Below are 20,501 nucleotides of genomic sequence, written 5' to 3'. Positions count from 1 at the left end.
CTTCGCGTGAACCCAACGAGGACATTCCATGACCCTGCCCCCATCCGTCCGCCTGGTCGAAGTCGGCCCGCGCGACGGCCTGCAGAACGAGAAACAGCCCATCGCCGTCGCCGACAAGGTGCGCCTGGTGGACGACCTCACCGCCGCTGGCCTGAGCTACATCGAAGTCGGCAGCTTCGTCTCGCCCAAGTGGGTGCCGCAGATGGCCGGCTCGGCCGAAGTCTTCGCCGGCATCCAGCAGAAGGCCGGCGTCACCTACGCCGCGTTGGCGCCGAACCTGAAGGGCTTCGAGGCCGCGCTGGAATCCCAGGTGAAAGAAGTCGCGGTATTCGCCGCCGCCTCCGAGGCCTTCTCGCAGAAGAACATCAACTGCTCGATCAAGGAGAGCCTGGAGCGCTTCGTCCCGATCATGGAAGCGGCGCGCCAGCACGGCGTGCGCGTGCGCGGCTACGTCTCCTGCGTGCTCGGCTGTCCCTACCAGGGTGAGGTGGACGCGGAACAGGTTGCTGCCGTCGCCGCGGAACTGCACGCCATGGGCTGCTACGAAGTCTCCCTGGGCGACACCATCGGCGTCGGCACCGCCGGCGCTACCCGGCACATGTTCGAAGTCGTCGGCCAGCGCGTGCCGCGCGCGCAACTGGCGGGGCACTTCCACGACACCTATGGCCAGGCCACTGCGAACGTCTACGCGAGCCTGCTGGAAGGCATCGCGGTGTTCGACAGCTCGGTTGCCGGCCTCGGCGGTTGCCCCTACGCGAAGGGCGCCACCGGCAACGTCGCCACCGAGGACGTCCTCTACCTGCTCAACGGCCTGGGCATCCACACCGGCATCGACCTGGACCAACTGATCGACGCCGGCCAGCGCATCTGCACCGTGCTCGACAAGCCCAACGGCTCGCGCGTAGCCAAGGCGCAGCTGTCCAAGCGCTGAAGTCGGCGCAGACCGTAGGGCGCATAAAGCGGAACACTTTATCCGCCGCCAGACCATCGGCGGATAACGCCTTTGGCGTTATCCGCCCTACCCGGCCGGCCGCTCCTACGAAATTCCCCCCCATTCACCGCTACTGACCCCGTTCTCACATCCCGGTACAGTGCGCCCTCTGCCCTCTTCGCGCACGGCCCACCGATGACCGATAACGACAGCCTCAAGGACTACCCCAGCGTTCGCCAACTGGCGATCCGCTCGCTGTTCGAGATCTTCGAGCAGTTCAGCGAAGGCACGGTGATAGTCGACCGCGAGGCGCGCATCGTCTGGATCAACCAGCGCTACGCCCAGCGCTTCGGCCTGGACAGCGCCGAGCAGGCCGTCGGCCGCCCGGTGGAACAGGTGATCCCCGGCAGCCTGATGCGCGAAGTGGTCAGCAGCGGCCGGCCGATGCTGCTGGACATCCTCGACATGGCCAAGGACCCGTTGGTGGTCATGCGCGTGCCGATCCGCGACGATTCAGGCGTTGTCATCGGCGGCATCGGCTTCGCCCTGTTCGACGAACTGCGCGCGCTCTCGCCGCTACTGACCCGCTACCAGCGCATGCAGGCCGAGCTGGCCTCGACCCGCTCGCTGCTGCAGGCGCGCCAGGCCAAGTACAGCTTCGCGCACTTCATCGGCACCAGCCCGGCCAGCCTGGAAGTGAAGCGGCGCGCCCGCCGGGGGGCCGCCAGCGAGGCGCCGATCCTGCTGCTGGGCGAAACCGGCACCGGCAAGGAGTTGCTCGCCCATGCCATCCACGCCTCCTCGCCCCGTGCGGACAAACCCTTCGTCAGCCTTAACGCCGCCGCCATCCCCGAGACCCTGCTGGAAGCCGAGTTCTTCGGCACCGCGCCGGGCGCCTTCACCGGCGCCGACCGCAAGGGCCGCGCCGGCAAGCTGCAGATCGCCCAGGGCGGCACGCTGTTCCTCGACGAGATCGGCGACATGCCGCTGACCCTGCAGAGCAAGCTGCTGCGCGTGCTGCAGGAAAAGGAATTCGAGCCGGTGGGCTCCAATGAGATGCTGCGCAGCGACGTCCGCCTGATCGCCGCCACTTCCATCGACCTCGACGCCGCCGTGCGCGAGGGGCGTTTCCGCGCCGACCTGTTCTACCGCATCAACGTCCTGCCCATCGAGATTCCGCCACTGCGCGAGCGCCTGGAAGACCTGCCGGCGCTTTGCGAAGCCATCCTCGACGGCCTGCGCGACGACCGCCAGACCCTCTTCGAACTGGATACCGGCGGCCTCGCCCTGCTCGCCCGGCACGCCTGGCCGGGCAACGTGCGCGAACTGCGCAACCTGCTGGAACGCACTGTGCTGCTGGGCGACCGCCCGCAGATCGACGCCGCCGCCCTGCGTTCCGCGCTGGGCGAACTGCAACCGCTGCCGGCCGGCACCACAGCGCCGTCAGCCAGGCTGGGCGAAGGGCAGGATTTCTACGCGGCACGGGATGCCTTCGAGCGCGAGCTGATCGCCAATACCCTGGCCGAACAGGCCGGCAATGTCGACGCGGCTGCGCAGCGCCTCGGACTGGGCCGTTCCACCCTGTACAAGAAGATGGCGGCGCTGGGTCTGCAATCCTGACCCACCAATCCCGAAAAAGAGACAAGTCTCAAAAACGAGACAAGCCAGTTTCTCCGCAAAATCACTGAATCCCTGGCAAAGCCTTGTGGAGACCCGTCTCCATTCAGAGACAAACGCCATCCCCCGGCAGCCGTTATTCTCAAAATAAGACTTAAAAATCATATAGTTACAATCCTGGCACGGTCCTGGCTATGTCGCCTCTCGCGGCCTTCGCACCGCACAGCCGACATAACAACAATCAACGCAGCCCGAACGCGAACAGACCCCAGCGGACACCACGGCTAGTCCCGCTTCGCACACGGCGCCGCGCCAGGAGATCACCCGATGAGCCGCTCCACGCTCAATCATGCCGCCGTTCTGACCGCCCTCGGTTCCACCCTCGCCCTTTCGCCCCAGGCCTTCGCCGAATTTCTTGCCGACAGCAAGGCCAGCGTCGAACTGCGCAACTTCTATTTCAACCGCGACTTCCGCCAGGACAACGCCGCGCAGTCCAAGCAGGACGAATGGGCCCAGGGCTTCCTGCTGCGCTACGAGTCCGGCTACACCGAAGGCACCATCGGCGTGGGCGTGGATGCCCTCGGCCTGCTCGGCGTGAAGCTGGATTCCAGCCCCGACCGCGCCGGCTCCGGCCTGCTGCCGCGCGACAAGCACAAGGTCAACGGCGCGCCGGACGACTACAGCGAACTGGGCCTGACCGCCAAGCTGCGCGCCTCCAAAAGCACACTGAAGATCGGCACCCTGCTGCCCAAGCTGCCCACCGTGCTGGCCAACGATTCGCGCCTGCTGCCGCAGACCTTCGAAGGCGCGCACCTGAATTCCGCCGAGTTCGCCGGCCTGACCTTCGACGGCGGCCGCCTGCGCCAGGTGAGCCAGCGCGACTCGTCCAACCGCGAGGACATGACCGTCACCAGCGGCAGCGCACGCGGCATCGTCGCCACCGACACCAGCGACCAGTTCGACTTCGCCGGCCTGAGCTACAAGTGGACGCCGCAACTGACCACCGGCTACAGCTACGCCAAGCTCGACGGGCTCTACGACCAGCACATCATCAACCTGGTGCACGTGCTGCCCGTCGCCGCCGGCCAGTCGCTGAAGACCGACCTGCGCTATGCGCGCTCCGACGACGACGGCCACAGCAACGTCGACAACCGCGCCTTCGGCGCGATGCTCACCTATGCCCTGGGCGGCCACGGCTTCGGCGCCGGCTACCAGAAGATGAGCGGCGACACCGGCTTCGCCTACATCGGCGGCACCGACGCCTTCCTGGTCAACTTCGTGCAGATCGGCGACTTCGCCAACCGCGACGAGAAATCCTGGCAGGCCCGCTACGACTACGACTTCGGCGCCCTCGGGGTTCCCGGCCTGACCTTCATGACGCGCTACCTGTCCGGCGACAGCATCGAACTGGGCGCGGGCAAGCCCGAAGGCAAGGAGTGGGAACGCGACACCGACATCGGCTACGTGGTGCAGAGCGGCCCGCTGAAGAACGTCGGCGTAAAGTGGCGCAACGCGACGGTGCGCTCCAGCCACTTCGGCAACGACCTGGACGAGAACCGCCTGATCCTCAGCTACGTGCTGCCGCTCTGGTAAACGCCTGAACGTCACGCACCCCAACTACAACAAGAACGACGCGCGGCTCCTGGCCGCGCGACAACTGGAGATACTTCGATGAGCGTGGTCATCGCCCTTGCGGCCCTCGCCCTGCTGATGCTCGCCGCCTACCGCGGCTACAGCGTGATCCTTTTCGCCCCCATCGCGGCGCTGCTCGCGGTGCTGCTGACGGACCCTGCCGCCGTCGCCCCGGCCTTCACCGGGGTGTTCATGGAGAAGATGGTCGGCTTCGTCAAACTCTACTTCCCGGTGTTCCTGCTCGGCGCAGTGTTCGGCAAGCTGATCGAGCTGTCGGGCTTCTCGCGTTCCATTGTCGCCGCCGCTATCCGCCTGCTCGGCACCAGTCAGGCGATGCTGGTGATCGTGCTGGTCTGCGCCCTGCTCACCTACGGCGGCGTCTCGCTGTTCGTGGTGGTGTTCGCGGTCTATCCGTTCGCCGCCGAGATGTTCCGCCAGAGCAACATTCCCAAGCGGCTGATCCCGGCGACCATCGCCCTGGGCGCGTTCAGCTTCACCATGGATGCCCTGCCCGGCACCCCGCAGATCCAGAACATCATCCCCACCGCCTTCTTCAACACCACCGGCTGGGCCGCGCCCTGGCTGGGGCTGATCGGCAGCCTGTTCGTGTTCACCGTCGGCATGCTCTTCCTGCGTCGCCAGGCCGGCAAGGCGCGCGCCGCCGGCGAGGGCTATGGCAGCGAGCTGCGCAACGAGCCGGAAACCGCCGACGACATCCGGCTGCCCAACCCGCTGCTGGCGCTCTCGCCGCTGGTGCTGGTGGGCGTTGCCAACCTGCTGTTCACCCACTGGATTCCCCAGGTCTACGGCAAGACCCACAGCCTGCAACTGGCCGGCATGGCCGCCCCGGTGGCCAGCGACGTGGCCAAGCTGACCGGCATCTGGGCGGTGCAGGCGGCACTGCTGCTGGGCATTCTGCTGGTGCTGGTGACCAGCTTCGCAGTCATCCGCAGCAAGCTCGCCGAAGGCAGCAAGACTGCTGTGGGCGGCGCGCTGCTGGCGGCCATGAACACGGCTTCGGAATACGGCTTCGGTGCGGTGATTGCCTCCCTGCCGGGCTTCCTGGTGCTGGCCGATGCGCTGAAGAAGATTCCCGATCCGCTGATCAACGAGGCCATCACCGTCACCACCCTGGCCGGCATCACCGGCTCGGCGTCGGGCGGCATGAGCATCGCCCTGGCGGCCATGTCCGAGCAGTTCATCGCCGCCGCCCACGCCGCCAACATCCCGCTGGAAGTGCTGCACCGGGTCGCGGCCATGGCCTCCGGCGGCATGGATACCCTGCCGCACAACGGCGCGGTCATCACCCTGCTCGCGGTCACCGGCCTGACCCACCGCGAGGCCTACAAGGACATCTTCGCCATCACCCTGATCAAGACCCTCGCGGTGTTCGTGGTGATCGGCACCTTCTACGCCACCGGGATCGTATAACCGGTTGTCTTCAAGCGGTCGCCGCGCGGCGACCGCCCCGTTCCAGAGGAGATTTGCATGACTCTCAAAGGCAAGACCGCACTGGTCACCGGCTCCACCAGCGGCATCGGCCTGGGCATCGCCGCGCGCCTTGCACAGGCGGGTGCCAACGTGGTGGTCAATGGCTTCGGCGACATCGATGCGGCGGTGCACGAGCTGTCGATACACGGCACACGCATCGGCCACCACGGCGCGGACATGGCACATCCCGAGCAGATCGCCGAGATGATCGCCTACGTCGAGCGCGAGTTCGGCGGCCTCGACATCCTGGTCAACAACGCGGGCATCCAGCACGTCGCGGCGCTGGAGGAGTTCCCCGTGGAGCGCTGGAACGCGATCATCGCCATCAACCTCTCCTCGGTGTTCCACACCACCCGCCTGGCGCTGCCGGGCATGCGCCAGCGCGGCTGGGGGCGCATCCTCAACATCGCCTCGACCCACGGCCTGGTCGCCTCTGCCGGCAAGAGCGCCTACGTGGCCGCCAAGCACGGGGTGATCGGCCTGACCAAGACCACCGCCCTGGAGACCGCTACCAGCGCCATCACCTGCAATGCCATCTGCCCCGGCTGGGTGCTGACACCGCTGGTGCAGCAGCAGATCGACGCGCGCATAGCGGCCGGCGCCACCCCCGAACAGGCACGCCACGACCTGCTGGCGGAGAAGCAGCCGTCGCTCGACTTCGTCACCGCCGACCAGCTGGGCGAGCTGGCGCTATTCTTGTGTTCAGAAGCCGCCGCCCAGGTCCGCGGCGCCGCCTGGAACATGGATGGCGGCTGGGTCGCGCAGTGATTCGCCCGCAGCGGCGAAGCACTTCCGGCGACGCTTCGTGTCAAGATGATGGGGACCGCTGGTCGGCGGTGCCCACCGATCCTTCGCTGGAGTCGTCGTCAATGAACCCACTGCTCTGGACACCCTCCCCCGAACGCATCGCCGCCACCCGGATGGACGCCTTCCGCCGCAAGGTGGCGCAGCAGCACGGAGTCGACCTGCCCGACTACGCCGCGCTGCACGCCTGGAGCATCGCCGAGCGCGAAGCCTTCTGGCTGGCCATCATCGACACCTTCGGCGTGCAGTTCCACGAGGCGCCCACGGCGGTGCTCGAGGAAGGCCCGGAAATGCCCGATGCGCGCTGGTTCCCCGGCGCCACCCTGAACTTCGCCGAACACCTGCTGCGCCGTCGCGACAACAAGCCGGCGCTGATCGCCATCAGCGAGGATGAGCGTCGCGAGGTGATCAGCCATGCCGAGCTGGCCGCCCAGGTCGCCGGCCTGCAGCGCGCCCTGCGTGAAGCCGGTGTAGGCGTCGGCGACCGAGTCGCGGCCTTCATGCCCAACACCTGGCAGACCGTGGTCGGCATGCTCGCCACCACCAGCCTCGGCGCCACCTGGTCGAGCTGCTCGCCGGACTTCGGCACCCATGGTGTGATCGACCGCTTCGGCCAGATCGAGCCCAAGGTGCTGATCGCCTGCGCCGGCTACCGCTACGCCGGCAAGGTGCTGGACCTCAGCGCCAAGCTCAACGAAATCCTTGCCCAGCTGCCCAGCCTTGCGCAGCTGGTGATCGTCCCCTACGCCAACGGCCACGCCCGCCGCAGCGACTTCCAGACGCCGGCGCGGGTCAGCCTCTGGCAGGACTTCTTCCACAGCGGCGGCGAACCGGTATTCACCCCGGTACCCTTCGACCACCCGCTGTACATCCTCTACTCCTCCGGCACCACCGGCGTGCCCAAATGCATCGTCCACGGCGCCGGCGGCGTGCTGCTGCAGCACCTGAAGGAGCACGGCCTGCACGTCGACCTGGGCAACGACGACACGCTGTTCTACTACACCACCTGCGGCTGGATGATGTGGAACTGGCTGGTCTCGGGCCTTGCGGTCGGCGCCACGCTGGTGCTCTACGACGGCTCGCCTTTCCACCCGGGCCCCGAGCGCCTGATGGACCTGATCGACGCGGAGAACATCAGCGTATTCGGGACCAGCGCGAAGTACATCGCCGCGCTGGAAAAGGCCAACGTACGGCCGCGCCAGACCCACTCGCTGGAGCGCCTGAAGACCCTGCTCTCCACCGGTTCGCCGCTGGGCCACGAGAGCTTCGACTACGTCTACCGCGACGTGAAACCCGACCTCTGCCTGTCGTCGATCTCCGGCGGCACCGACATCGTTTCCTGCTTCGCCATCGGCAATCCGACCCTGCCGGTGTGGCGCGGGGAAATTCAGTGCAAGGCGCTGGGCATGGCGGTGGAAGTCTGGGACGAGGCCGGCAGACCGGTGCGCGGCGAGAAAGGCGAGCTGGTCTGCGTGCGGCACTTCCCGTCGATCCCGGCAGGCTTCTGGAACGACGAGAACAACGAGAGATTCCTCGACGCCTACTTCGCCACCTTCCCCGGCGTCTGGGCCCACGGTGACTACGCCGAAGAAACTGCACACGGCGGCCTGGTGATCCATGGCCGTTCCGATGCCGTGCTCAACCCCGGCGGCGTACGCATCGGCACCGCGGAAATCTACCGCCAGGTAGAGAAGATCGAACAGGTGCTGGAGTCCATCGCCATCGGCCAGGAGTGGCAAGGCGACGTGCGTGTGGTGCTGTTCGTGCGCCTGCGTGACGGTGTGGAACTGGACGACGCGCTGCAGGAGCGCATCCGCCAGACCATCCGCAGCAACACCACCCCGCGCCACGTGCCGGCGAAGATCCTCGCGGTCAGCGACATCCCGCGTACCATCAGCGGCAAGATCGTCGAACTGGCGGTGCGCAACACGGTGCACGGCCAGCCGGTGAAGAACACCGATGCACTGGCCAACCCGCAGGCGCTCGAGCTGTTCAGGGATCGCAAGGAGCTGGAGAGTTGAGGCCTTTCAGCATGGGTATCGCTTCGCTCCACCCATCCTACAAGAGCGCGATATACCTGTAGGAGCGGGCCATGCCCGCGATAGCGCCCATGGGGCGCTCTTACAGGATCAGGTCGCAGGGCGGGCCGAGCATCAGCCAATCAGGCACCGCCCGGATGCGTGGTCCGGGCGTTGCTGATCAGGCGTCGCCCAGCGACTCGGTGCCCAGCTCGTCCCACACCGCCTCGGCGAGGTGGAAGGTGGCATTGGCGGCCGGGATGCCGCAGTAGATCGCGCTCTGCAGCAGGACTTCCTTGATCTCTTCACGGGTCACGCCGTTGTTGCGCGCGGCGCGCAGGTGCAGCGTCAGCTCGCCCTCGCGGTTCATGCCGATCAGCATGGCGATGGTGATCAGGCTGCGGGTGTGGCGCGGCAAGCCGGGGCGGGTCCAGATGTCACCCCAGGCGTGGCGGGTGATCATTTCCTGGAACTCTTCGTTGAAGGCGTTGCGCTTCTGCAGGCTGCGGTCGACGTGGGCATCGCCCAGCACCGCGCGGCGCACCTGCATGCCGGCTTCGTAGCGTTCTTTCTCGTCCATCTCTAACTCCGAAGTGAACCTGTAGGAGCGGGCCGCTTTCTAGAAAGGCGATGTGGGCGCGATCGCGCCCATGGGGCGCTCCTACAAAGGAAGGCAATCACGCGCGCAGGAAGTCCAGCACACGCTGGCTGAAGGCATCGCCGGCCTGCACATTCGACAGGTGCGCGGCGCGGAATTCCACCAGCTCAGCGCCGGGAATGCGCGCCTGCAGGAAGCGGCCGTCCTCGGTGGTGGTCACCGGGTCGGCGGCGCCGCAGACCACCAGGGTCGGCGCGGTGATTGCACCGATCTCGCCACGGAAGTCGGCGTCACGCACGGCCGCGCAGTTGGCTGCGTAACCTTCCGGCGAAGTCTGCGCCAGCATGCCGACGATGGGCTCGACCTTGCCCGGCTCTGCTTCGGCGAAGTCGGCGGTGAACCAGCGCGAGATCGAAGCATCACGCAGATTGCGCATGGCCTCGGCGCCACCGCTGAGCACGGTCTCGATGCGCGGGTTCCAGACTTCCGGGGTACCGATCTTGGCGGCGGTGTTGCACACCACCAGGCGCTCGATGCGCTCCGGCGCATGAATCGCCAGCCACTGGCCGATCAGGCCGCCCATGGACAGGCCGCAGAAGTGCACGCGCGGGATGTCCAGCGCATCCAGCAGGGCCAGCACGTCGCGGCCGTTCTGCTCGATGCTGTAGGGGCCGGGAGTGACCAGCGAAGCGCCGTGGCCACGGGTGTCATAGCGCAGCACGCGGAAGTGTTCGGCGAAGGCGGCGACCTGCGCGTCCCACATGTGCAGGTCGGTGCCCAGGGAGTTGGACAGCACCAAAACCGGAGCGTCGGCGGGGCCTGAGAGTTGCGGCCCTTCAAGTAAGTAATTCAGGTCGCCATCGGCGAGACGTACGGCAGGCATGCAAGGCTCCTATCGGGATTCTTTGCGCAAGGAAAGTGCTTGGTGTTCGGCCAGCGCGCGCTCGACCCAGCGGCGCGCCTGGCCCAGGTAATGGGCGGGATCGAGCAGGCGATCCAGCTCCCCGGCATTCAGTTGGGCGGCGACTTCGGCGTTGGCGCCGAGCACCGCGCGCAGATGTGCACCCTCCTTCACCGCCTGCTTGCAGCACTGCTCCACCAGGTGATGCGCGGCGTCGCGGCCAATGCGCTGGGCCAGGGCGATGCTCACGGCTTCGGCGAGTACCAGGCCGCGGGTCAGGTCGAGATTGGCGAGCATGCGCCCGGTATCGACTTCCAGGCCCGGCACCAGGCTCAGCGCCTGTTGCAGCGCACCGGAGACGAGACAGCACAGCTCAGGCAGGCTTTCCCATTCGGCGTGCCACAGGCCGAGGCTGCGCTCGTGCTCCTGGGGCATCGCGGCGAACAGGGTCGAGACCAGGCCCGGCGCGCGGGTGGCCGCGCCGATCAGCACGGCGGCGCCCACCGGGTTGCGCTTGTGCGGCATGGTGGATGAACCACCCTTGCCCGGCGCGGAAGGCTCGAAGACTTCGCCGGCCTCGGTCTGCATCAGCAGGCTGAGGTCGCGGCCCAGCTTGCCGAGGCTGCCGGCGATCAGGCCGAGCAGGCTGGCGAACTCCACCAGGCGGTCGCGCTGGGTGTGCCAGGGTTGTTCGGGGAGTTGCAGGTCGAGTTCTTCAGCCAGCGCTTCGGCCACGGCGAAGCCTTGCTCGCCCAGCGCGGCGAGGCTGCCGGAGGCGCCGCCGAATTGCAGGCACAGCAGGCGCGGCTTGAGTTCGTTCAGGCGCTGGCGATGACGGGTGATCGCGCCCAGCCAGCCGGCGATCTTCATGCCGAGGGTGACGGGCGTTGCGTGCTGCAGCCAGGTGCGGCCGACCATGGGCGTGCCGGCGTGGGCTTGTGCTTGTACGGCGAGTGCGTCGGCCAGTTGGGCGAGGTCGCCTTCGAGCAGCTCGATGGCCGCACGCAGTTGCAGGACCAGCCCGGAGTCCATGGCGTCCTGGCTGGTGGCGCCCAGGTGCACGTAGCGCTCGGCTTCGGCGTCCTGGGCGGCGATGCGCTTGCCCAGCGCCTTCACCAGCGGGATCGCGGAATTGCCGGCGCTGCAGATGGCCTGGGCCAGTGCAGCGAAATCGTAGAGTTCGGCGCGGCAGGCGGCGGCGATGGGCGCCACGGCGCTCGCCGGGATCACGCCCACGCGGGCCTCGGCACGGGCCAGTGCGGCCTCGAAGTCGAGCATGCCCTGCACCCGGCCGTGGTCGCTGAAGATCGCGCGCATGGCGGGCTGGGTGAAGTAGGCGTCGAACAGAAGGTGGGTGCTCACTCAGGTGACTCCGGAGATCGGCAGGCGTTGTCGGACAGTATGACCGGAGAGCTGGTGTAGGGCGCATAACCTGGAACAGGTTATCCGCCGGCTACGGGTCGGCGGATAAGCGCTGGCGCGTTATGCGCCCTACGGTCTACACGGCTGAGCGATTACACGCGCTCGACGACCAGAGCCACGCCCTGCCCCACGCCCACACACATGGTGCACAGGCCAAGCTTGCCGCCGGACTTCTGCAGCTGGTGCACAGCGGTCAGCACCAGACGCGCGCCGCTGGCACCCAGCGGGTGGCCAAGGGCAATCGCGCCGCCGTTGGGGTTCACCCGTACGTCGTCATCGGCGATGCCGAGATCACGGGTCACCGCCAGGCCCTGCGCGGCAAAGGCTTCGTTCAGCTCGATGACATCGAACTGGTCGACCGACAGGTTCAGGCGCTCCAGCAGCTTGCGCACCGCCGGCACCGGGCCGATGCCCATCACACGCGGGGCGACGCCGGCGCTGGCCATGCCGAGCACTTTCGCGCGCGGCGTCAGGCCGTGTTTCTTCACGGCTTCAGCGCTGGCAAGGATCAGCGCCACGGCGCCGTCGTTCACGCCGGAAGCGTTGCCAGCGGTGACGGTCTTGCCTTCGCCGTTGACCGGCTTGAGCTTGGCCAGCGCTTCCAGGGTGGTGTCCGGGCGCGGATGTTCGTCGGTGTCGACGACGGTCTCGCCCTTGCGACCCTTGATCACCACCGGGACGATTTCCTCGGCGAAGTAGCCGTTGGCCTGGGCGACGCCGGCACGCTGCTGGCTGCGCAGGGAGAAGGCGTCCTGGTCAGCGCGGTTGACATTGTAGTCATCGGCCACGTTGTCGGCGGTCTGCGGCATGGCATCCACGCCGTACTGCGCCTTCATCAGCGGGTTGATGAAACGCCAGCCGATGGTGGTGTCCTCGATCTTCTGACCACGACCGAAGGCGCTGTCGGCCTTGCCCATCACATAGGGCGCGCGGGACATGGACTCGACGCCGCCGGCGATGACCAGCTCGGCCTCGCCGCTGGCGATGGCGCGGAAGCCGGTGCCTACCGCGTCCAGGCCCGAGGCGCAGAGACGGTTGAGGGTCACGCCCGGCACGCTTTCCGGCAGGCCGGCCAGCAGCAGCGCCATGCGCGCCACGTTGCGGTTGTCCTCGCCGGCCTGGTTGGCGCAGCCGAGATAGACCTCGTCCAGCGCGGCCCAGTCGACTTGCGGGTTACGTTCCACCAGCGCCTTCACCGGCACGGCGGCGAGGTCGTCGGCCCGCACGCCGGAGAGCGAGCCGCCGAAGCGGCCGATGGGCGTGCGCACGGCGTCGCAGATGAAGACCTCGCGGCTCATTCCTCACCTCCCAGCTGGCCGTGGGCAGCGGCGGTGCGGGCTTCGAGTGCGCGCAGGGCTTCCAGCTCGACGTCGGTCGGCGCGACGGTCTCGGTCACCTGTTCGGCGAAGCGGATCGCCCAACCGGTGTTCTCGACCACCTGCTCGCGGGTCACGCCCGGGTGCAGGGTGGTGACGATGAATTCGTTGCTGCCGGCTTCCGGCTCCATGATGCACAGGTCGGTGATAATCGCCACCGGGCCCTTGCCGGGCAGGCCGAGCTGCTGGCGGTGGTCGCCGCCTTCGCCGAAGCCGACCGAGGTAATGAAGGCCAGCTTGTCGACGAAGGTGCGGTGGGACTGCTTGAGGATGATCAGCACTTCCTTGGCGGAACCGGCGATCTCCGGCGCGCCACCGGCGCCGGGCAGGCGCACCTTCGGCTTGTTGTAGTCGCCGATGACGGTGGTGTTGATGTTGCCGAAGCGGTCGACCTGGGCCGCGCCGAGGAAGCCGACGTCGATGCGCCCGCCCTGCAGCCAGTAGCGGAAGATTTCTCCGGTGGGCACCACGGTGTCCGCAGTCTCGGCCAGTTCGCCGTCACCGATGGACAGCGGCAGCACGCTGGGCTTGGCGCCGATGGGGCCCGATTCGTAGATCAGGACCACGTCCGGCGAGGCGGTCAGGCGCGCGAGGTTGGCGGCCTTGGACGGCAGGCCGATGCCGACGAAGCAGACGGCGCCGTTCTTCAGGCGGCGGGCGGCGGCCACGGTCATCATTTCATTGGTGCTGTAGGCGCTCATTACTTGCCCTCCGCGAGTTTGGCTCGGAACTCGCTGAAATCTTTCGTGCCGCGGATGTAGGTATCGATCCAGGCGTTGAAGGTGTCGCGGTCGCGGGCGATCGGGTCCCAGGCCTGGTAGAAGCGGTTATCGCGCTCGGAGTAGCCGTGGGCGTAGGACGGGTGCGAACCGCCGGGCACCAGGCAGACGGCGGACAGCGCCCAGGTCGGCAGCACGCAGGAGTTCATCGGCGCGTTCAGGTCGTCGACGATTTCCTCGACGGTGACGATGCAGCGCTTGGCAGCCAGGGCGGCTTCCTTCTGCACGCCGAGGATGCCCCACAGCAGCACGTTGCCCTTGCGGTCGGCCTTCTGCGCGTGGATCACGGTGACGTCCGGGCGCACCGACGGCACAGCAGCCAGTTGCTCACCGGTGAACGGGCAGTTGATGAACTTGATGTTCGGGTTGACCTTCGGCAGGTCGGAACCGGCGTAGGCGCGCAGCACGGCGAACGGCAGGCCCGAGGCGCCGGCGACGTAGGAGTTGGCGAGGTCGGCGTGGCTGTGCTCGTCGATCTCCAGCTCGCGCGGCCAGCCCTTCTCCACCGCGTCACGCAGGCGATGCAGCGAACCGACGCCGGGGTTGCCGCCCCAGGAGAAGGTCAGCTTGCGCACGCAGCCGGCGCCGATCAGCAGGTCGTAGACCAGGTCGGGCGTCATGCGCACCAGGTGCAGGTCTTTCTTGCCCTGGCGGATCAGCTCGTGGGAGGCAGCGGTCGGGATCAGGTGGGTGAAGCCTTCGAGCGCGACGGTGTCGCCGTCGTTGACGAAGCGCTCGACCGCTTCGCGGAGAGTCAGGAGTTCAGCCATGGTCGGTCTCGTTGTGTAGGGGGTGCCGATGGGAAAACAGTACCGTCGGGGGGATGGGCGAACAATGCGATAATCGACTATTGGTGCGAATATCGAACACTTCTCTTAGGGGGCTAACGGCTGGTTCTTGCGGCGTGGAAGGTCGTTCGGGCGGGCGCGGACCTTGTCCGCGATCGCGAGCATGGCTCGCTCCTACAGGGGGGCACAGCGTTGACCTGTAGGAGCTGGCCATGCCTGCGACAGCCCCAGCGCAGGAACATCGCGGACGCAGTCCACTCCTGCGCTCGGGCTCATATCGGCGTTCGAATGCGCACGCGGACCTTGTCCGCGATCGCGAGCATGGCTCGCTCCTACAAGGAGCGCGCAGGACTGCCCTTGTAGGAGCTGGCCATGCCTGCGACAGCCCGAGCTGCGGAACATCCGGGCGCTCTGCGTAGGAAGGGTGGAGCGTTGGCGGGAATCAGGCTTCCTGCAGAGCGCGAGGACGGTTGCTGCGGTCCTCGGCGTCGGCAGAAACCGCCTGCTGCAGCTGGAAGTCGAACTCGATCTCGGCGAAGCGCCCTTCCACACCGCGAGCCTTGGCGGCAGCTGCATCCTCGACGAAACGCACTTCACCGATCAGCCCGTCGCGGGTGGCATAAGCGAAGTCATCCCACAGGTACTGATCACCGGCGAGGTTGATCTGCGTGGTCAGGTGGCGATGCCCCGGCGCGGAGATGAAGAAGTGAATGTGCGCCGGGCGCTGGCCGTGGCGGCCGAGTTGATCGAGCAGCTCCTGGGTCGGGCCATCCGGCGGGCAGCCGTAGCCGCTGGGCACGATGCTGCGCGCTTTGTAGCGCCCTTCAGCGTCGGTGACGATGCGCCGGCGCAGGTTGAACTCGGACTGGGTGCTGTCGAAGTACGAGTAGGTGCCCTTGGTGTTGGCGTGCCAGAGGTCGACCACGGCGCCGGCCAGCGGCTTGCCCTGCGGGTCGAATACACGGCCGGAAAGGAACATCACGGTGCCCGCGTCCTTGCCGTCGTCCATCCGCGCCTCGCCTTCGGACAGCGGCGCGCCGGCCACATACAGCGGGCCTTCGATGGTGCGCGGGGTGCCGCCGCCAAGGCCGGCAGCTTCATCCTGGGCGTCCAGCAGCAGGTCGAGGTAGTGCTCGACGCCGAGGCCGGCGACGACCAGGCCGGCTTCCTGGCGGGAGCCGAGTCGGTTGAGGTAGTCCACCGCTTTCCAGAACTCGTCGGGGGTGACGTTCATGTCTTCGATCAGTTTCGCGGTGTCCTGCAGGATGCGCAGGACAAGGTTCTTCACGCGCGGGTTGCCCTGGTCATTCAGGGCGCCGCTGGCTTCTTCGAAGAACTTCTGGATATCGGCAGTCTGGGAAATCTTCACGGTCATGATGCGATCCTCAAGTCTTGTTCTTGTTGAGTCGTTCGGACAGAAATCAGCGGTCGTCGGTATGGATCGAGGACGGATGGCGGCAGAGCCCATCGACTTCGATGTCCATGTAGGGGAACAGCGGCAGCTGCATCAGGGTGTCGTGCAGTTCCTCGACGCTGGCGAGGTCGAACACGCTGTAGTTGGCGTAGTGGCCGGCGATGCGCCACAGGTGGCGCCACTTGCCCTCGCGCTGCAGGCGCTGGGCCAGTTCCTTCTCGTCGGCCTTGAGCTGGGCGGCTTTCGCCGGGTCCATGTCGACGGGCAATTTCACGGTCATCTTCACGTGGAACAGCATCGGGTCTTCTCCTCTATCGGGCAGTCGGAAAGGGTTGCGAATCAGGTACGGCGGAAGCGCGCCAGGCGCTCTTCGTCGAGCGTCAGGCCCAGGCCGGGCGTGCGCGGCACATGCAGTTGGAAGTCGCGGTAAACCGGCGCCTCGGTGACGATCTCCTCGGTGAGCAGCAGCGGGCCGAACAGCTCGGTGGCCCAGGTCAGCTTCTCCAGGGTGATGAAGGCGTGGGCCGAGGCCAGGGTGCCGACCGCGCCTTCGAGCATGGTCCCGCCATACAGCGCGATGCCGGCGGCTTCAGCGATCTGCGCAGTGCGCAGCACGGCACGCGGGCCGCCGTTCTTGGCGATCTTCAGGGCGAAGATGCTGGCGGCCCCAATGGCGGCGAGGCTGAAGGCATCGGCCACGCTTTCGATGGATTCGTCGGCCATGATCGGCGCCGGGCTGCGCTGGTTCAGGCGCACCTGGCCGCTGCGGTTGATCCGCGAGATGGGCTGTTCGATGAGGTCGATGCCATTCTCGCCAAGCACCTGGCAGCCACGGATGGCCTGGGATTCGTCCCAGCCCTGGTTGACGTCCACGCGCACGCTGGCGCGTTCGCCCAGGGCCTTCTTGATCGCCACCACATGCTTGAGGTCCTGCTCCAGCGGGTTGGCGCCGATCTTCAGCTTGAAGATTCGGTGGCGGCGGATGTCGAGCATCTGCTCGGCTTCGGCGATGTCGCGGGCGGTGTCGCCGGAAGCCAGGGTCCAGGCCACTTCGAGACTGTCGCGCACGCGGCCGCCGAGCAGTTCGCTGACCGGCAGGCCGAGGCGCTTGCCCTGGGCGTCCAGCAGCGCGCTCTCGATACCCGACCGAGCGAAGGTGTTGCCCTTGATCGACTTGTCCAGGCGCTGCATGCAAGCGTTGATGTTGCTGGCGTCCTGGCCTTTGAGCAGCGGCGCGAAGTGCGCGTCGATGTTGGCCTTGATGCTCTCCGGGCTTTCGTTGCCGTAGGCCAGGCCGCCAATGGTGGTGGCTTCGCCGATGCCCTCGACGCCGTCGGAACAGCGCAGGCGGATGATCACCAGCGTCTGCTGCTGCATGGTGTGCATGGCCAGCTTGTGCGGGCGGATGGTCGGCAGGTCGACGATGATCGACTCGATGCGTTCGATGACGGGGCTACTCATGGACGGCGTTCCGGTCTGGGATTTCTGGATGGGCCGGGCTGCATTGCGGCGATACCCGACAGGTCTTTTCACGACTGACGAAGGATTGCGCTGGGGCCTGCAGGCAGTCCAATATCGTTGCCATCTTGTTGCATACCCTGGAGGTATCATGGAGCTGCGACACCTGCGCTACTTCCGCGAAGTGGCCGGCACCCTCAACTTCACCCGCGCCGCCGAGCGCCTGCACATTGCCCAGCCGCCGCTGAGCCGGCAGATCCAGCAGCTCGAAGAACTGCTTGGCGTGCCGCTGCTGGAGCGTGGCCGGCCGCTGCGCCTGACCGACGCCGGGCGCTACTTCCACGAGCAGACCGGCACCCTGCTGGCGCAGCTGGAAAGCATCTGCGAGAGCACCCGGCGCATCGGCCATGGCGAGCGCCAGTGGTTCGGCATCGGCTTCGCGCCCTCGACGCTGTATGACGGTCTGCCCGAGCTGATCCGCGAGTTGCGCGGCGACGCCGCTCTGGAGCTGGGGCTGCAGGAAATGACCACGGTGCAGCAGGTCGAGGCGCTGAAAAGCGGACGCATCGACATCGGCTTCGGACGCATCCGCATCGACGATCCGGCCATTACCCAGCAGGTACTGCGCGAGGAGCCGATGGTCGCCGTGCTGCCGGCCGGGCATCGCCTGCTGGGTGCGCCGCTGAGCCTGGAGCAACTGGCCGGCGAGGACTTCGTGCTCTACCCCGCCAACCCGCGCCCCAGCTACGCCGACCACGTGCTGGCGCTGTTCGCCAACCATGGCCTGAGCGTGCGCGTCGCGCAGTGGACCAACGAGCTGCAGACCGCCATCGGCCTGGTCGCCGCCGGCCTGGGCGTGGCGCTGGTGCCGGCGTCGGTGCAACAGCAGCACCGCGCCGACATCGGCTACGCGACGCTGACCGACGCCGAGGCGGTCTCGCCGATCATCCTCAGCCAACGTCGCGGCGACGTCAGCGCGCCGCTGCAACGCTGCCTGCAACTGATCGGCGCAAACCTGCCGTAGGCGCATCATGGCGGTGCCTCAGCCCAGGTCGCCGCCACCCACCGGCAGGGTCACGCCGGTGATGTAGCTGGCTTCGTCGGAGGCGAGGAAGAGGATCGCGCCGACCTGCTCGTCGATGCTGCCGTAGCGCTTCATCAGGCTGCTGTCGAGGGTCTGGTCGACGATCTGCTGGTACCAGACCTTCTCCTGCTCACTCTGCTGCGCCGCGTTGCGCGGGATACGCCGGGGCGGCGCTTCGGTGCCGCCGGGCGCGGTGGCGTTGACCCGCACGCCGCGTTCGGCGGTCTCGAAGGCCAGGCACGCGGTCAGCGCGTTCACCCCGCCCTTCGCCGCGCCGTAGGGCACGCGGTTCACCCCACGGGTGGCGATGGACGAGATGTTGACGATGGCGCCCGCGCCCTGCTCCAGCATCGGCACCAGCGCCGCGCGGCAGCACCACAGGGTGGGGAACAGCGAGCGGCGCACCTCGGCTTCGATCTCGTCTTCGGCGTAGTGCTCGAAGGGCTTCGCCCAGATGGTGCCGCCGACGTTGTTGACCAGGATGTCGAGGCGGCCGAAGCGCGCCAGCGCCTGATCGACCACGTTCTGGCAGTCGGCAAAGCGCTCCAGGTCGGCAGTCAGCGTGAGCACTTCGCCGTGCTGGCCGAGGGCGTCCTGCAGTTCGTGGACGATCTCGGAGCGGTCCACGGCAATGACCTTGGCGCCCTCTTCCAGCAGCCGCTCGGCGACGCGCCGGCCGATACCCTGGGCGGCGCCGGTGACGAGGGCAACCTTGTTGTCGAAACGGGACATGACGTTCTCCTGTCAGTGCGCGGCCACGAGCCCGCCCGAAGGCTTCTCGCTGCCGCGGATAAGGGCCACGGCGACCAGCGCCAGCAGCAGGGGAATGGCCAGCGCCAGGTAGAAACCGGCGACGCCGCCCCATTCGAGGAAGGTTCCACCCAGGGCGGAACCGATGATGGCCCCCACCCGGCCCAGGCCGATGGCCCAGCCGGTGGCGGTGGCGCGCAGGCTGGTCGGGTAGGCCGAAACCACCAGGTAGTTGAGGGCGATCTGCTGCCCGCCAATGCCCAGGCCCGCGGCGCCGACCAGCAGGAACACCAGCACCCAGTTGTCGCCGCTCAGGGACAGGCCAAGGCTGACCAGTACGCCGAGGGCGAACAGGCCGAGCAGTACGTTGCGGGTGTTCAGGCGCGGGAGCAGGATCGACAGCGGGATGGCGCAGAGGATGAACACCGCATTGACCGTGACGGTGCCCAGCGGCGCCTGCTCTACCGGCAGGCCGGCGGTCTTCAGCACCGTGGGCAGCCAGGAGAGGAACATGAACCAGGCCACCCAGTTGAACAGGTAGGTCAACCACACGGCGAGGGTATTGCGCGCCAGCCCCGGCCCGAACAGGGCGCGTACGCTGGTGCGGGTGGCGGCTTCCGGCACGCTGAAGCGCACGTCATCGGCGAGCGTCCGCGAACTGATCCGCGCGAGAATGCGGCGCACCTGTGCCGTCTCGCCCGAGCGGGTAGCCAGGAACTGCAGCGACTCCGGCAGCGCGAAGTACAGGCCGACCAGCAGCACCAGCGGCAGCAATCCGCCTGCGAGGAAGATGCCCTGCCAGCCGATCAGCGGCATGAGCTGGGCGGCGAGCAGCCCGCCGAGCATGGCGCCCGCCGGAAGGCCCAGCAGGATGCCGGTGACGATGGCGCCACGCAGGCGCGCCGGACCGTACTCGGAGGCCAATGCCAGCAGCACCGGCGTGGCGCCGCCCATGCCGAGGCCGGCGAGGAAGCGCAGCACCAGGATCTGCTCGGCACTGCTGGCGAAGGCCGTGGCCAAGGTGGCGAGGGCGAACAGAGCGACCGCGCCCATCACCGTCGGGCGGCGGCCGAAGCGGTCACCGAACAGCCCAAGCGCCATGGCGCCCAGGGCCATTCCGACGATGCCGGCGCTGAGGATCGGCGCCAGGCCACCAGTGGAAAGCTGCAGGGTCTCGATGATTGCCGGGCCCGTGTAGGCAATGGCCTGGGTATCGAAGCCATCGAAGATGGCGACCAGGAAACACAGGACGAACACGCGCCACTGGAAGGAACTCAAGGCGGCGTGATCTATCACGTCAGGTATGTTGCACGTCTGGCTCATCTGGGTCTCCGCTGCGAGGGCAATGCCTCGCTGATTATTGTTATGCAGGCCCTGCCAGGGGCCCAGCCCGGAGGCTAGGGCGCGGTGGCACCGAGGAAAAATACTTTGTCGGCAT

Annotated in this window: 18 protein-coding genes; 7 read left to right on the top strand and 11 right to left on the bottom strand. The window is 67.4% G+C overall.

Annotated elements, in window-relative coordinates; genetic code table 11:
* Positions 1-28 precede the first annotated feature (28 nt).
* The 6 genes from ABKS89_RS11635 to ABKS89_RS11610 all read left to right on the top strand — a co-directional run bounded on the left by ABKS89_RS11635 (position 29) and on the right by ABKS89_RS11610 (position 8,496).
* Positions 29-931, top strand: coding sequence for a hydroxymethylglutaryl-CoA lyase (locus tag ABKS89_RS11635; protein WP_348589884.1), 903 nt, complete (start codon positions 29-31; stop codon positions 929-931).
* A gap of 195 nt (positions 932-1,126) precedes the next feature.
* Complete coding sequence (locus tag ABKS89_RS11630; RefSeq protein WP_348589883.1) at positions 1,127-2,551, top strand: sigma-54 interaction domain-containing protein; 1,425 nt, start codon at positions 1,127-1,129, stop codon at positions 2,549-2,551.
* Between the two features lie 324 nt (positions 2,552-2,875).
* A complete protein-coding gene (locus ABKS89_RS11625; RefSeq protein WP_348589882.1) occupies positions 2,876-4,141 on the top strand; it encodes an OprD family porin in 1,266 nt (421 codons plus the stop codon).
* Positions 4,142-4,219: 78 nt separating this feature from the next.
* Positions 4,220-5,611: a GntP family permease gene (locus ABKS89_RS11620; protein ID WP_138216252.1), complete on the top strand. Its 1,392-nt coding sequence runs from the start codon at positions 4,220-4,222 to the stop codon at positions 5,609-5,611.
* A gap of 57 nt (positions 5,612-5,668) precedes the next feature.
* Positions 5,669-6,439 (top strand): 3-hydroxybutyrate dehydrogenase, encoded by a 771-nt coding sequence (locus ABKS89_RS11615; RefSeq protein ID WP_348589880.1) that lies wholly within the window; start codon positions 5,669-5,671, stop codon positions 6,437-6,439.
* A 101-nt stretch (positions 6,440-6,540) separates the two neighbouring features.
* Complete coding sequence (locus ABKS89_RS11610; protein ID WP_348589879.1) at positions 6,541-8,496, top strand: acetoacetate--CoA ligase; 1,956 nt, start codon at positions 6,541-6,543, stop codon at positions 8,494-8,496.
* Between the two features lie 178 nt (positions 8,497-8,674).
* On the opposite strand, the gene pcaC is transcribed toward ABKS89_RS11610, so the two are convergent.
* From pcaC to ABKS89_RS11565, 9 genes are all read right to left on the bottom strand, one after another.
* Entirely contained in the window at positions 8,675-9,073 is a 399-nt protein-coding gene (gene pcaC / locus ABKS89_RS11605) for a 4-carboxymuconolactone decarboxylase (protein WP_045208224.1), read from the bottom strand.
* Between the two features lie 97 nt (positions 9,074-9,170).
* Positions 9,171-9,974, bottom strand: coding sequence for a 3-oxoadipate enol-lactonase (gene pcaD / locus ABKS89_RS11600; RefSeq protein ID WP_348589877.1), 804 nt, complete (start codon positions 9,972-9,974; stop codon positions 9,171-9,173).
* Between the two features lie 9 nt (positions 9,975-9,983).
* Positions 9,984-11,309: a 3-carboxy-cis,cis-muconate cycloisomerase gene (locus ABKS89_RS11595; RefSeq protein WP_518301042.1), complete on the bottom strand. Its 1,326-nt coding sequence runs from the start codon at positions 11,307-11,309 to the stop codon at positions 9,984-9,986.
* 197 nt (positions 11,310-11,506) lie between these two features.
* A complete protein-coding gene (gene pcaF / locus ABKS89_RS11590) occupies positions 11,507-12,712 on the bottom strand; it encodes a 3-oxoadipyl-CoA thiolase (protein WP_138216257.1) in 1,206 nt (401 codons plus the stop codon).
* Positions 12,709-13,491, bottom strand: a complete 783-nt coding sequence (locus ABKS89_RS11585; protein ID WP_138216258.1) for a CoA-transferase subunit beta — start codon at positions 13,489-13,491, stop codon at positions 12,709-12,711. Before ABKS89_RS11585 ends, pcaF begins: the two co-directional genes overlap by 4 nt.
* Positions 13,491-14,339: a CoA transferase subunit A gene (locus ABKS89_RS11580; protein ID WP_138216259.1), complete on the bottom strand. Its 849-nt coding sequence runs from the start codon at positions 14,337-14,339 to the stop codon at positions 13,491-13,493. The genes ABKS89_RS11585 and ABKS89_RS11580 overlap by 1 nt, the downstream gene beginning before the upstream one ends.
* A 460-nt stretch (positions 14,340-14,799) precedes the next feature.
* Positions 14,800-15,732 (bottom strand): catechol 1,2-dioxygenase, encoded by a 933-nt coding sequence (catA, locus tag ABKS89_RS11575; protein WP_348589873.1) that lies wholly within the window; start codon positions 15,730-15,732, stop codon positions 14,800-14,802.
* 46 nt (positions 15,733-15,778) lie between these two features.
* Entirely contained in the window at positions 15,779-16,069 is a 291-nt protein-coding gene (gene catC / locus ABKS89_RS11570; RefSeq protein ID WP_081516603.1) for a muconolactone Delta-isomerase, read from the bottom strand.
* A gap of 41 nt (positions 16,070-16,110) precedes the next feature.
* Positions 16,111-17,232 (bottom strand): muconate cycloisomerase family protein, encoded by a 1,122-nt coding sequence (locus ABKS89_RS11565; RefSeq protein WP_138216261.1) that lies wholly within the window; start codon positions 17,230-17,232, stop codon positions 16,111-16,113.
* Positions 17,233-17,380: 148 nt separating this feature from the next.
* On the opposite strand from ABKS89_RS11565, the gene ABKS89_RS11560 reads away from it, so the two are divergent.
* The gene (locus ABKS89_RS11560; protein WP_348589872.1) at positions 17,381-18,253 is read left to right on the top strand and encodes a LysR family transcriptional regulator; all 873 of its coding nucleotides are present in this window, start codon (positions 17,381-17,383) and stop codon (positions 18,251-18,253) included.
* Positions 18,254-18,271: 18 nt separating this feature from the next.
* Here the strand turns inward: ABKS89_RS11560 and ABKS89_RS11555 are convergent, their stop codons facing one another.
* Positions 18,272-19,045 (bottom strand): 1,6-dihydroxycyclohexa-2,4-diene-1-carboxylate dehydrogenase, encoded by a 774-nt coding sequence (locus ABKS89_RS11555; protein ID WP_348589870.1) that lies wholly within the window; start codon positions 19,043-19,045, stop codon positions 18,272-18,274.
* A 12-nt stretch (positions 19,046-19,057) separates the two neighbouring features.
* Positions 19,058-20,386: an MFS transporter gene (locus tag ABKS89_RS11550; RefSeq protein WP_138216264.1), complete on the bottom strand. Its 1,329-nt coding sequence runs from the start codon at positions 20,384-20,386 to the stop codon at positions 19,058-19,060.
* Between the last annotated feature and the right edge of the window lie 115 nt (positions 20,387-20,501).

Source organism: Pseudomonas sp. LABIM340 (assembly GCF_040017195.2).
Taxonomy (GTDB): domain Bacteria; phylum Pseudomonadota; class Gammaproteobacteria; order Pseudomonadales; family Pseudomonadaceae; genus Pseudomonas.
This window is presented reverse-complemented; position numbering and strand designations above follow the sequence as displayed.

What these genes read in the sequence shown, in the direction of transcription:
- ABKS89_RS11635 (WP_348589884.1), top strand. Translation starts at nt 29, where the DNA reads ATGACCCTGCCCCCATCCGTCCGCCTGGTCGAAGTCGGCCCGCGCGAC.
- ABKS89_RS11630 (WP_348589883.1), top strand. Translation starts at nt 1,127, where the DNA reads ATGACCGATAACGACAGCCTCAAGGACTACCCCAGCGTTCGCCAACTG.
- ABKS89_RS11625 (WP_348589882.1), top strand. Translation starts at nt 2,876, where the DNA reads ATGAGCCGCTCCACGCTCAATCATGCCGCCGTTCTGACCGCCCTCGGT.
- ABKS89_RS11620 (WP_138216252.1), top strand. Translation starts at nt 4,220, where the DNA reads ATGAGCGTGGTCATCGCCCTTGCGGCCCTCGCCCTGCTGATGCTCGCC.
- ABKS89_RS11615 (WP_348589880.1), top strand. Translation starts at nt 5,669, where the DNA reads ATGACTCTCAAAGGCAAGACCGCACTGGTCACCGGCTCCACCAGCGGC.
- ABKS89_RS11610 (WP_348589879.1), top strand. Translation starts at nt 6,541, where the DNA reads ATGAACCCACTGCTCTGGACACCCTCCCCCGAACGCATCGCCGCCACC.
- pcaC (WP_045208224.1), bottom strand. Translation starts at nt 9,073, where the DNA reads ATGGACGAGAAAGAACGCTACGAAGCCGGCATGCAGGTGCGCCGCGCG.
- pcaD (WP_348589877.1), bottom strand. Translation starts at nt 9,974, where the DNA reads ATGCCTGCCGTACGTCTCGCCGATGGCGACCTGAATTACTTACTTGAA.
- ABKS89_RS11595 (WP_518301042.1), bottom strand. Translation starts at nt 11,309, where the DNA reads ATGCGCGCGATCTTCAGCGACCACGGCCGGGTGCAGGGCATGCTCGAC.
- pcaF (WP_138216257.1), bottom strand. Translation starts at nt 12,712, where the DNA reads ATGAGCCGCGAGGTCTTCATCTGCGACGCCGTGCGCACGCCCATCGGC.
- ABKS89_RS11585 (WP_138216258.1), bottom strand. Translation starts at nt 13,491, where the DNA reads ATGAGCGCCTACAGCACCAATGAAATGATGACCGTGGCCGCCGCCCGC.
- ABKS89_RS11580 (WP_138216259.1), bottom strand. Translation starts at nt 14,339, where the DNA reads ATGGCTGAACTCCTGACTCTCCGCGAAGCGGTCGAGCGCTTCGTCAAC.
- catA (WP_348589873.1), bottom strand. Translation starts at nt 15,732, where the DNA reads ATGACCGTGAAGATTTCCCAGACTGCCGATATCCAGAAGTTCTTCGAA.
- catC (WP_081516603.1), bottom strand. Translation starts at nt 16,069, where the DNA reads ATGCTGTTCCACGTGAAGATGACCGTGAAATTGCCCGTCGACATGGAC.
- ABKS89_RS11565 (WP_138216261.1), bottom strand. Translation starts at nt 17,232, where the DNA reads ATGAGTAGCCCCGTCATCGAACGCATCGAGTCGATCATCGTCGACCTG.
- ABKS89_RS11560 (WP_348589872.1), top strand. Translation starts at nt 17,381, where the DNA reads ATGGAGCTGCGACACCTGCGCTACTTCCGCGAAGTGGCCGGCACCCTC.
- ABKS89_RS11555 (WP_348589870.1), bottom strand. Translation starts at nt 19,045, where the DNA reads ATGTCCCGTTTCGACAACAAGGTTGCCCTCGTCACCGGCGCCGCCCAG.
- ABKS89_RS11550 (WP_138216264.1), bottom strand. Translation starts at nt 20,386, where the DNA reads ATGAGCCAGACGTGCAACATACCTGACGTGATAGATCACGCCGCCTTG.